The 11,835-nt window shown below is 72.7% G+C and carries 10 protein-coding genes; 9 read left to right on the plus strand and 1 reads right to left on the minus strand.

The features are described 5' to 3' along the window. The first annotated feature begins 2 nt into the window (after positions 1–2). The 8 genes from AQJ66_RS29690 (at position 3) to AQJ66_RS29725 (ending at position 9,517) form a co-directional block, all read left to right on the plus strand. Positions 3–2,750, plus strand: coding sequence for an AAA family ATPase (locus AQJ66_RS29690; protein ID WP_061928162.1), 2,748 nt, complete (start codon positions 3–5; stop codon positions 2,748–2,750). 402 nt (positions 2,751–3,152) lie between these two features. Then, entirely contained in the window at positions 3,153–3,800 is a 648-nt protein-coding gene (locus AQJ66_RS29695) for a LuxR C-terminal-related transcriptional regulator (protein ID WP_061928163.1), read from the plus strand. Positions 3,801–3,904: 104 nt separating this feature from the next. Next, positions 3,905–4,522, plus strand: a complete 618-nt coding sequence (locus AQJ66_RS29700) for an ATP-binding protein (protein WP_079060508.1) — start codon at positions 3,905–3,907, stop codon at positions 4,520–4,522. 296 nt (positions 4,523–4,818) lie between these two features. Further along, positions 4,819–6,021, plus strand: coding sequence for an ATP-binding protein (locus AQJ66_RS29705; RefSeq protein ID WP_061928165.1), 1,203 nt, complete (start codon positions 4,819–4,821; stop codon positions 6,019–6,021). Next, complete coding sequence (locus tag AQJ66_RS29710; protein ID WP_061928166.1) at positions 6,018–6,419, plus strand: roadblock/LC7 domain-containing protein; 402 nt, start codon at positions 6,018–6,020, stop codon at positions 6,417–6,419. The genes AQJ66_RS29705 and AQJ66_RS29710 overlap by 4 nt, the downstream gene beginning before the upstream one ends. Further along, positions 6,416–6,787, plus strand: coding sequence for a DUF742 domain-containing protein (locus AQJ66_RS29715; protein ID WP_061928167.1), 372 nt, complete (start codon positions 6,416–6,418; stop codon positions 6,785–6,787). Before AQJ66_RS29710 ends, AQJ66_RS29715 begins: the two co-directional genes overlap by 4 nt. Positions 6,788–6,805: 18 nt before the next feature. Then, entirely contained in the window at positions 6,806–8,152 is a 1,347-nt protein-coding gene (locus AQJ66_RS29720; protein ID WP_208611483.1) for a cytochrome P450 family protein, read from the plus strand. 792 nt (positions 8,153–8,944) lie between these two features. Continuing rightward, positions 8,945–9,517 carry a helix-turn-helix transcriptional regulator gene (locus tag AQJ66_RS29725; RefSeq protein ID WP_061928188.1) on the plus strand — a complete coding sequence of 191 codons (573 nt, stop codon included), beginning with the start codon at positions 8,945–8,947 and terminating at the stop codon, positions 9,515–9,517. Between the two features lie 154 nt (positions 9,518–9,671). Here the strand turns inward: AQJ66_RS29725 and AQJ66_RS29730 are convergent, their stop codons facing one another. Next, on the minus strand, positions 9,672–9,959 hold the full coding sequence (locus tag AQJ66_RS29730) for a hypothetical protein (protein WP_061928168.1): 288 nt from the start codon (positions 9,957–9,959) through the stop codon (positions 9,672–9,674). Between the two features lie 407 nt (positions 9,960–10,366). Here AQJ66_RS29730 and AQJ66_RS29735 point away from each other — a divergent pair. After that, positions 10,367–11,835 (plus strand): type I polyketide synthase (locus AQJ66_RS29735; RefSeq protein ID WP_167359196.1); only part of this gene is annotated, 1,469 nt, incomplete at its 3' end.

The following is an 11,835-nucleotide window of genomic DNA, read 5'->3' on the forward strand; positions in this document are numbered from 1 at the left end:
CCATGCTGCTGGAGCGCGAAGAGGAGCTGACCGTCCTCACCAAGGCCGTCGCGGAGACCCAGTCGGGTTCCGGCGGGCTCGTCCTCGTCGAAGGCCTTCCCGGCACCGGCACCGGCGCACTGCTGCATCGGCTCGCCGACACCGCGGCGTCCTCCGGGGTCCTCGTCCTGCGCTCCGGCGGCGCCCCCGCGGAACGCGGCGTCACCTTCGGTGTCATGCGCCAGCTGGTACTGCCCCTGCTCGCCGAGACGGACGGCGCCGCGCCGCTGCCCTGGACGGCGCCGTGCCCGGACCGCACGGAGGCACCGGACCCCGCCACGTTCGCCGACGCCCTGCACTGGCTCCACCTTCTGCTCGCGGGCACCAGTGCCGAACGACCCGTGCTGCTGGCGGTGGACGACCTGGGCTGGGTCGACGCGCCCACCCTGCACGCGCTGGCCCACCTCGCCGCGCGCCTGCACGGCACGCGTCTGCTGATGGCCGTCGTCCACAAGGACGGCACCACCGCCGACGACCCGCTCGTGCGCGACATCACGGCCGCGGCGACCCACCACGTACGGGCCCGCCCCCTGTCCCACGCCGCCGCCCGCACGCTGGTGGCCGACCGGTTCGGCCCGCACTGCCCCGAGGAGTTCGCCGCCACCTGCCGGGAGCTGACCGGCGGCCGGCCCAAGTACCTGCGGGTGCTGTGCGACCGGGCCCGGCTGCGCCGCCTGGGCGCCCCCGGCTGGCAGACCGCACGGCTCAGGGAACTCGGCGAGTCGCTGCGCCGGGAACGGCTGCTGACCCTGCTGCGCCGTGAACCGGTGGTGGAGGTCTTCGCCAAGGCCACCGCGGTCCTCGGCGACCGTGCCACCGACGAACTCGTGGGACGGCTCGCCGGACTCTCCCGGCGCCAGTGCGACCAGGTGCGCCACGCGCTGTCCGTCGTCTGCGCGGGCGGAGCGGACGACGACCCGGCACACCCCGTCCGCACGGTCGCCGACATCGTCTCGCGCGCCATGGACGCCGAGGAGAGCTCCCGGCTGCACCGGGAGGCGTCGGCCGTGCTCGACGCGTGCGGGGCCGACCCCGAGGCGGTCGTCGCCCCGTTGCTCCACGTCGACCGGCTCGGCGGCCCCTGGGAGATCCACCAACTGCGCGTCGCCGCCGCGGCGGCCCTGCGCAGGAACGCTCCCGACGCGGCTGCGCGCTACCTCGGCCGGGCCCTCGCCGACGTACCCCCCAGCAGCCGGATACGGGCCGAACTGCTCTTCGAACTGGGCCTCACGGAGGCGGAGACGGGGTCGGCACCGGCGGGCCGGCACCTGGTGCAGGCCGCGCGGCTGATGCCGCGGATCACGCGCCAGGCGGAGGTCGTGGCCAGCACCCCGATGCACCTCCTGCGCAGCGACCCCCAACTGGCCGAGCTCGTCGACGAGACGGCCACCGCCCTCGGCACACCGCCGGAGGCCGACCGGCTCGGCACGTGCCTGGCGATGCGGCTGGAGGCACGCGCCCGCTATGCCGGGCTGCACGAGCCGCGGTTCGTGGCGTCGGCGGCCCGGCGACTGCGTGAACTGGACGAAGGGCCGGCTCAGCCGTCGTCGGCCGAGCGGGAGTTGCGGATCGTGCTGCTGTTCGCCGCGGCCATGGGCGGACGGGCTCCGCACGGTGACATCGCACGCATGGCCCGGCAGGTCCTGGCCGGGCAACCGGCGCACGCCTCCCTGACCGGCCCCGCGCTGGAGCTGCTGCCGCCGGTGTTCTACACGGTGGACGACCCGGAAGCCGCCGCCTCCTGGCTCGACGCCGCACGGCTGTGCGCAGCGGAGCAGGGCACTCCCGGCCTCATGGCCCGGGTCGAGGCACAGCGCGGTCTGCTGCTGATCGCCCGCGGCGAGGCGGCACTGGCCCGCGCATGCGGGCACCGGGCCGTCACCCTCGCGGACGGCGCTCACGACGAGGAGCGGCAGCCCTCCTCCCTCCTCCTGGGCCGGATCGCCCTGGAACTCGGCGACACCCCTCTGGCCGAGCAGGTCCTGGAAGCCGTGGAGTACTCCGCCGACCTGCGGATCTTCGCGCTGCAACGGGCACTGTGGGGCCTGCGGGCCGAAGAGCGCGGCGACCTGCCGGTGGCGCTGGCCCACTACCTGGACTGCGGCCGCGTACTGGAGCGGGCGGGCTGGCTCAATCCGGCGATCGCCGACTGGCAGGCGCGGACAGCCCTCGTGCAGCACCGCCTCGGCCGGAGCGCCGAGGCGATCGGCACGGCCGAGGTGTGCCACGAACGCGCCCGCGTGTGGGGCGCGCCCACCCTCCTCGGCCGCTCGCTGCGGGTACTCGGCACCGTGACCGAGGGGCCGCGCGGACGCGCACTCCTCGAGCAGGCCGTGGACATCCTCGGCACGGGCGGAAGCCGCCTGGAGTTCGCCCACGCCCTCGCCGCGCTCGGCGCACGGCTGCAGCGCACCTCGGACGCGGCGGGCGACCGGCTGCTGAACCGCGGGCGGCGACTGGCCGCCGAGCTGCGGAACCGTACGGCGGACATCGGCCCGGGATCGGCGCCGCCTGCCCGGGCCGTCGCCGTGGGGCTCACCCCTGCCGAGACGAGGGTCGCGGAGCGCGCCGCCCAGGGACTCGGCAATGCCGCCATAGCCAGGGAACTGGGGATCGGTGTGCGTGCCGTCGAAATGCACCTCACGAGCTCCTACCGGAAATTCGGCATATCCGGGCGCCGTGAATTGTCCAGCGCTCTTGGCAGGGGCTAGCGGAGTCTCGTCGATTCGCTCGAAGTGTCTCGCTTCCGTCGGCCGGCCGACGAAATAGAAATATCTGATCTCAGGTGGTCGTCGCCGCCCGGTCTGCCTGGATGTGGCGCGCGACCTGCGCAAGCGCTTGCCGCACGGCATGTGCCGTGCGCCCGGAATATGTCCGTCCGCAGGACCGCAATGAGCACCGAACCATGGGTGCGGGGCACCGTAGTCTTAGGCGGAAAAAGGCGTGTGAAAGCGGCCTGACCTTGACAGTTTTTTCTTCGGGATGGCAATGTCGGGAGGGAAGAGCATTCCGCTCGACGGAATGGTCCGACGGTCATCAGGTTCGAGAGAGAGTGGCCCACCCTCGCCATGAAAAGTGCAGGCCCTGATACTGCAACGACCCCTTCTGGCGCAATGTGTGACTGGGTTTCGGAATCCTCCCCGGCAAACTACTTGGCGCTTTTCAGGCAGTCGTCCATGTGCATGGCCAACCTGGACCCGGAGTTCGAGGTCCTCGAGGCCAACCGGCCCTTCGTCCGGCAGTTCGGATGGGGCCCGGGCCACGGTTCGGGGAGGAACCTGTGCGAGTTCCTCCACCCGAGTGTGCGGGGCAAGCTGCAGGACGAACTGGTCCGGCTGGCGGACGGACGCAGGTCCCGGTTCGCCGACCGCGTGGTGGCGCTGGACGCGCAGGACTCCGTGTTCCTCGGCGAGATGACCGGCATCGCGATGCGCGGCGAATCCGGCCGGGTGGCCCGCATCCTCGTCCTCATCGACCCCGACGAGTCCGGCACCGAACCACAGATCGTGCCTGCCCGGAAGAAGCTCTTCAGCCCCATGCACGCCCGGATCCTGGAAGGCGTGGCCGCCGGCGAGTCGACCCTCCAGCTCGCCACGAAGCTCTTCCTCAGCAGGGGCGGAGTCGAGTACCACGTCGCATCGCTGCTCAGAAGGATGAAGGTGACCAACCGGCCGGCGCTCATCTCCAAGAGCTACTCGATGGGCGTGTTCGCCTTGGGCCAGTGGCCGCCCAGGGTGCGCCCGGAGTTCGTCTCGGAGTGACCGTCCGGCCCGTCCCGAAGCGCGGAGACCCCCGTCACCCCGTGGCGGGCCCGCCGTCGCCGTCGCGTCGCGCCCAGCTCCCTGCGGACTCCCGAGAGGTTTCCATGGCTGCCCACCGCTCAGAGAATCCTTCCCCCCGACCACCGCACGCCACGACCGAACGGGCCGGACGATGGCGCCTGCCGGCGCACGGTGCCTCGGCCGGGCCGGCCCGCCGGCAGGTGCGTGAGGTGCTGGCGCAGTGGGAGACCCCCGCCGACGTCGTGCAGGACGCGGTACTGGCCGTGTCCGAACTGGTCGGCAACGCCGTCCTGCACGGGGACGGACCCGAAGTGCTCCTCACCCTGCGCCTCGCGGGAACCCGGCTCCGCATCGAGGTGCAGGACGGCGGCCCCGGGTGGTCCGCCGGGCCGCCCGGCCCGCGCGCGACGGACGACGAATACGGCCGCGGACTGCTGATCGTGTCGCGCGTCGCCGCCGCCTGGGGCGCGTCGCCGGCCCCGGCCGGCTGCGGCTTCCTGGTCTGGGCCGAACTGAGGTGGCGCCGGACCGCCCGGCGACCCGCCGCGGTCCCCTCGCGCCGGGAGGCGGAGACCCGGACCCCGTCGGGCGGCCCGGCTCCGTCGTCCGCCGTCCCGCCATGCCTGCGCCCCGCGGTGCCCGACGCTCGATACGTCCTCAAGGGCTTCCCCCTCGTGGGCCTGGCCCTCCCTCCCTCCTGACGGCCCGGCGGCCAGGCGGCCTCGTCCGCGGGAGTGCGGGCGACCACCGGTCCGACAACTAGTGAAATCCCTTGACTTGACTGCCGATTGACGGAACATCAGCCATTAAGATCATTCTGGTTGGCGGCAGGCCGGCGGCGCGTCGCGCATGCGCACAGGTGCCGGCCCGCAGGTCTCGATCGCAGGAGTGAGTGCGGTCCGCCGACCGGTTCCCGGGCCGCGAGACCGGTCACGCCCACCGACCCCACGAACCTGACGCGCAGGACGAAGCGCGACACGGAAAGAGGCTCCACCCCATGACGTCAGCGATCGAGGATCCACTCGCGTGGGTCCTCCTGGTCTCGGCCGTCGTCGCGTTCCTGGTGGTGATGCGGGCGCGCGGGACCCACAAGGAACTCCGGCGGAAGAACGCCGCCCTGCGGCGCGACCTGGAGAGCGCGCGCGGCGAACTCGGCCACCTCCGGGCGGACCGCGGCGCGCGCGACGTCCGCCATGCCGAGGAACTCGCCGAGGTCCGCGCCGACGCCGAGTGGGCCACGAAGTCCGTTCTCAAGTCGGCTATGGGCACGCTCAGTTCCCTCGCCGAGGAACAGCAGGTCCTGCTCGACCGCCTGCTGCGCAAGTACGGCGACTCCGAGGTGCTGGCCGACCTGATGGCGGTCGACCACACCGGCAGCCAGTTCAGCCGCCGTACGAAGGGCATCTCGGTGCTGTGCGGCGGCTGGCTGGGGCGACGAGAGGAGAACGCCTCCGTGTACGACCTGGCCCGCAGCGCCCAGGGCAGGATCAGGGACTTCGACCGCGTCGGGATCCACGCCCAGAGCGGCGTCCACGTCGTCAGCAAGGCGGTCGAGCCCATCGCCGTCGTACTCGCCGAACTCCTGGACAACGCGACGAAGTACAGCGCGCCGGGCACCCCGGTCGAGATCAACATCCAGACCGTGCCCAGGGGGGTCTGCCTGATCGTCGACGACGCCGGCGTCGGCATGAGCCAGGAGGTCAAGGACCGCAGCTCGGCCCTGCTGGCCGGCGACGGACCGGTCGCCATCACCGCCCTCGGCGATCCGCCCCGGTTCGGCTTCGCGGTCTGCGGGCTGCTCGCCTCGCGGTACGGCTTCTCGGTCTCCGCCGACTCGGTGTCCCCCTACGGCGGCGTGCGTGCCGTGGTCCGCATACCGCAGACCCTGCTGACGGCCGACGCCACACCCCCGCCGGTGGCCGAGGGAGGCCACCGGGGACACGGAGCGCCCCGACGTGCCGCGACGCCGCTGCCCGGAGCGTCGCCGGTGGCCGGCACCACCGCCGGCGGCCTGCCCAGACGGCGGCGGCGCGAGACGACGGCCGCCGTAGCGATGAGTGACGCCCACACCCCGGTGCCAGCCGAGGCGGACCGGGCAGAGCCCGCCGGCGCGGTGAGCGCCTCACGCATCGGGGCGTTCGCGCGGGGAACGCGGCGCGGCCGGATTTCGAACAACGCGGAAGGACACAAGGAGCAGTGAAGCCCGATCTGTCGTGGGTGCTGAACTCCGTACTCGAGGTGCGCGGCGCCCGGCACGCGGTCCTCGTGTCGGCGGACGGGCTGCTGATGGAGCGCTCCGCCGACATCGGCCGAGACGAAGCCGAGACGAACGCCGCGGCCATGAGCTCCATCCAGTCGCTGTGCCGTGCCGTCGCCGCGTTCGTCGGCGGGGGAGAAGGAGCCTGGAAACAGACCCTCATCGAGTTCGACAACGGCTGGGTCTTCCTCGTCGAGGCCGGCGACGGCTCGCACCTCGCCGTCTCCACGGCCGCGGACGTCGATATGGAAGCCATGAGTTTCCGCATGCAGAAGACCGTCAGCGCGCTGCGCGAGGCCATGGGCGCGGCACCACGGCACGGTGCCGGTGCGCGGACGTGAGCCCGCGGTACGGCGGCGACACGGTCACCAGCCGCATCGTCCGCTCGTACGTCATCACCGGCGGCCGGAGTCTGCCGTCCGCCGGTGAACCGGCGCTGCACACACTGATCACACTGGCACCCGGCCGGAAGCCGCCCCTGCGGCAGAGTCCCGAGTCCCGCGCCATCTGGCAGCTGTGCTCGGGCGGCTACCTGTCGGTGGCGGAGATCGCCGCCCATCTGGCGCTGCCGGCCGGCGTCGTCCGGCTGCTGCTCACCGACCTGTCCGAGCAGGGCCACCTGCTGCGCCGCGCCGCACCGCCCCGCGCCGAGCCCGCCGAGCGGGACCTTCTCGAGAAGGTGCTGGACGGACTCCGCGCCCTCGTCTGACCGTGGAAGGACCCCCGCATGGACGGGCAGCACCAGAGCCCTCGCGACGCCGGATGCCCCCTGTACGACGACGAGTTCGCCGCCCACCCGCAACGCGTGTACGAGCGGGTGAGGGCGCGGGGTCCGGCGGGGCCCGTGCAACTCGCCCCCGGCGTCGACGCCACCCTGGTCGTCGGGCACGGGACGGCCCTGGAGGTGTTGCGCGACCCCACGCTCTTCGCCCGCGACGCCCGGCGCTGGACGGCACTGAACGAGGGACGCGTCAGCGCGGACAGTCCGGTCCTGCCGATGATGGCGTACCGGCCCAACTGCCTGTTCACCGACGGCGCCGCGCACCTGCGGCTGCGCAAGGCCGTCACCGAGAGTCTGGCCCGGCTGAGCACCACCCGCATCCACCGGGACGTCGAGCCGGTCGCCGCCTACCTCATCGGCCGGTTCGGTCCCCGCGGCCACGCCGATCTCATCGACGATTACGCCAGGCTGCTGCCGCTTCTGCTGTTCACCAAGTTCTTCGACTGCCCGGCCGACATCGGCGACACCCTCACCACGGCGATGTCCGCCGTCTTCGACGGCCACGACGTGCTGCGCGCCGACCAGGATCTCACCGCGTGTCTCGCCGAACTCATCGCGCTCAAGCGCCTCCGGCCCGGCGACGACGTGACGTCCTGGCTCATCCAGCATCCCGCCGCCCTCACCGACGACGAGCTGAAGGACCAGCTCGTCATGCTCCTCGGCGCGAGCGTCGAGCCGGAACGCAACCTCATCGGCAGCGCCCTGCTCCTGCTCCTGTCGGACAGCGGCTCCAGCGGGGCCGGACTGCTCGTCGACGAGGCCGTCGACCGGGTCCTGTGGAACGACCCGCCCCTCGCCAACTACGCCACGCACTACCCGGTCCGGGACGTCGACCTCGGTGGCGTGACGGTGGCGGCGGGCACCCCGGTCCTCATCAGCTTCGCCGGCGCCAACAGCGACCCGGCGCTCGCCGAGGCCCGGCAGGCGTACCACGCCGGGGCGCACCTCGCCTGGGGGGCGGGACCGCACGCGTGCCCGGTGAAGGACCCGGCGCGTGCCATCGCCACCACGGCCGTCGAGACGCTCCTGAACGCACTGCCCGACCTCACGCTCGCGGTCCCGGCCGAGCGGCTGCGCCGGCGCCCCGGGCCGTTCCACCGTGCGCTCGCCTCGCTGCCCGTCCGGTTCAGCCCGGTTCCGGCCGTGCGGACGGCATCCGTGCCGCGCGACCGGTCGGCCGCCGCGACGGCCGCCGAACAGCCGCGCCCCACGGCCTGCGCGACCTCCGGGGGGCGGGACACGGCCGTGAGGAAGGGATTCTGGAGCAGCTTCCTCGACATGTTCCGTTCCTGAGGCACGGCCCGGGAATACGGCAGCCGCAGTGTGCCACTCCTTATACCTGAACTGTCGCGTGGCTGACACATTCGTGTCGCCAGGTGGTTTCCGTCGGATTCATTCCGTCAAGAATTCATCTATTCTCGGTGCGGTACCGAACTTCCCGTGCGACGCACGGCTCCCGCACGCGATGGTCCCGGCGGCGAAGCGCAGGGTTACCCACGTCCACCAGGGTCAAACCGGCGGGACGATGCTGTTACCGTTCCGTTGTGATCTTCGGGCAGGGGTCGGTCAAGGTTTCCGTTTCGCCGGTCCGGCGCTCCGGTTGCGGCCAGGTTACCCACCATGAACTCGCAGGTCAGAAGGTTTCCACCGTCCGACGGTGGAGGTACCGCGCCACCGCTTCCGGACGCGCCCGGGCGCAACGCGCGTAACCCGCCGCGATGCCGGCCGGTGCACGCGTGACCGTACCGCCGCCCCCGACCGAACCCCGGCCACCGGTGCGGACCGTACCTCCCCGCCCGAGACACCGCAGTATTTTCCGGCGGGCTCAGACCCGCGTTGACTCCCCGGACGCGCCCAACCTAATGTCGCGGACAGCGGCGCAGAAAAAGAATCCGGGCGATTTCACCGAAGCGGCCCCCATGTTCTGCCCACCGCTTTCCGAGTGAATGTCCCTGACGTCCAGGAGGCGATATTTCCATGCTCTCGCACGCCGACAGGCCGGCAAAGGTCAGTGGCCACCCGGAAGCCACGCGCGGCGTCCGCCGTGCGGACCGGCGGCCGGCTTCCCCGCATCACGTCGCCTGCATGGCGAGCCTGGACCCCGGACTGACGATCGAGGCCGCGAACGCCGACTTCTTCCGGCACGTCGCACGGCCCTCCACGGAGATCTGCGGACGCAGCATCTACGACGTCCTGCACCCGAGTGCCCGGAACGTCCTGGCGAAGCACTTCACCCATCTCTCGACCGGCCGCTGCAGCCGCTTCGTCGAGCGGGTGGTCGCCATGCGCGGCCACGACCGGGTCTTCTCCGCCGAGATGACCGGCATAGCCGTCAAGGGCGAGGGCGACGACCTCTCCGGAGTCGTCGTGCTGATGAGCCCGGACGACGAGCCGGCCGAGGCGCAGCGGCCCGCACCCGCGCCGCTCCTGACCGCCCTCGACGCGCGCATCCTGGAGGGCGTCGCCACCGGCGCCTCCACGGTCCAGCTCGCGTCCCGCCTCTACCTCAGCCGGCAGGGCGTCGAATACCACGTCGGCCTGATGCTCCGCCGCTTCAAGGCGCCCAACCGCGCCGCTCTGGTCTCACGCGCCTACTCCACCGGCGTCCTCACCGTCGGCGCCTGGCCGCCCCGCGCCGTACCCGATTTCATCAAGTGACCCGGCCCTCACGGGCGCTGACGTCGGCTTCCCCGGGACCGCCACGCCCGGGGAAGCCGACGTTTTGCACGTACTGCTCGGCACCCGTACCCGGCCGGCCGTGGCGCCCGGCGCCCGGCCGGCCGGAACGTCGACGGCGGCCGGGGCATCACCCTCAGCGGCGGTGGCCGCCGATGCCCTCGTCGTCCGCGTCCTGCCACGGCTGGTGGTGGTACGGACGGTCGTGCACCGCGATGACCTCCCGCGCCCCCACCGCCCCGTGTGCGGCCGGCACCCGGAACCTCGTGCCCCGGATGTCCTCCATGTCGAGCTGGAAGCGGTCCAGGTCGTTCATCAGCCGCCGAACGTACGGGGATTCGCCGTCGGCGGTCCGCAGCGACTCGATGCTGCGGCGCAGCGTCACCAGGGCGTCGCGCATCTCCGCGAGGTCCGCGCTCGTCATGATTTCCCTCCCTCTCCCGGGCGGCCGGCCAGGACACCAGCACTCACGCCGGACGCGACACCGCCGCCTGCGGGCGGTACTGCGCTCATTCAGGGGGAGCGGCCCGGGGAGCGCAACACCGGAAGCCCCCTCGCTCCGCATGTCTGGGCGTTTCCCGCAACCTCGCGCCGACGGCCCCGGATCGGGCCTTGCGAGGCCGCGGGAATCTAGGGGGCGCCCTAGTGCCTGCCCACCTAGCGTGGGGTCCCCGGCGGCCCGGGCTCCGGACGGCGGCCGAGGCCCGGCGGCCCGGCCCCGACCGGGTGGTGCGAGCCGCCGACCGCGTCACGCCCCGTGAGCGTCCCCTGAGCACGCGCTACCCGACGTCCGAGGCCCACACGGCTGGGCCGACAAGCTGGTGGAGTGGAATGACCGAGTCAGAACGCACACGGTACGAGTCCGGCGCCGCGCCCCGGTGTGCCATCGCTGTCGTCGGCCTGGCCTGCCGCCTGCCCGGCGCCCCGAACCCCGACGCCCTCTGGCGCCTCCTCCGTGCCGGCGGGAACGCCGTGCAGCCGACCCCGGACGACCGGCTGCGGCTCACCGGTGCGGCCGGCGACGCCACCTCCGGCGAGGACGCGGCCTCCGGCGACGTTCCCCGCTGGGGCGGCTACATCGACGACGTCACCGGCTTCGACGCCGGCTTCTTCGGCATCTCGCCGCGCGAAGCCGACACCATGGATCCGCAGCAGCGTCTCGCGCTCGAACTCGCCTGGGAGGCCCTCGAGGACGCCCGCATCGTTCCCGGGCGACCGGGCAGCTCGAGCACCGGTGTGTTCATCGGCGCCGCCCACGACGACTACGCGACCCTGGCCAACGGCCTCGACGCGGACAGCGTCACCCACCAGTCCCTCACCGGCACCCACCGCGCCCTCATCGCGAACCGCATCTCCTACCTGCTCGGACTGCGCGGTCCGAGCCTCACCCTCGACTCGGCGCAGTCCTCCTCGCTGGTCGCCGTGCACCTCGCCTGCGAAAGCCTGCGCAGCGGGGACAGCGAGCTGGCCATCGCCGGCGGGATCAACCTCCAACTCGCGCCGCGCGGCAGCCTGCTGCCGCACCGCTTCGGCGCGCTCTCGCCCGACGGCCGCTGCTACACCTTCGACGCCCGCGCCAACGGCTACGTCCGGGGCGAGGGCGGCGGCCTCGTCGTACTCAAACCGCTCGACCGGGCCCTCGCCGACGGCGACCCCGTCCGCGCCGTCATCCGCGGCAGCGCCGTCAACAACGACGGGGGCGGCGACACGCTCACCGCCCCGGACGCCGGCGCCCAGGAAGACGTCATTCGCCGCGCCCTGCGCAGCGCCGGAGCGGCCCCGCACGACATCCAGTACGTCGAACTCCACGGGACCGGCACACCGGTCGGCGACCCCGTGGAGGCGACGGCTCTCGGCAGGGTCCTCGGCCGGGGACGAGCCACCGAGGCGCCGCTGCACGTCGGCTCGGTGAAGACGAACGTGGGCCACCTGGAGGGCGCCGCGGGAATCGCAGGCCTCCTCAAGACGGTGCTGGCCCTCCAGCATCGCGAACTCCCGCCCAGTCTCCACTACGAGACGCCCAACCCCGCCATCCCCCTGACCACCCTCCGTCTGCGCGTACAGAGCACCCTCGGCCCGTGGCCCCGCCCCGGCGCATCCCTCATGGCCGGGGTGTCCTCCTTCGGCATGGGCGGGACCAATGCCCATGTGGTGCTGGAGGAGGCGCCGGGGGGTGTGCCGGAGCCTGAAGGTGAGGCTGTTTCGCCGGTGTTCGCGGTGGGTGGTGTGGTGCCGTGGGTGGTGTCGGGCCGGGGTGTGGAGGGTCTGGCGGGGCAGGCGGCCCGGCTGGCCGGTTTCGT

Origin of the sequence: Streptomyces bungoensis (genome assembly GCF_001514215.1) — a bacterium.
Lineage (GTDB): Bacteria > Actinomycetota > Actinomycetes > Streptomycetales > Streptomycetaceae > Streptomyces > Streptomyces bungoensis.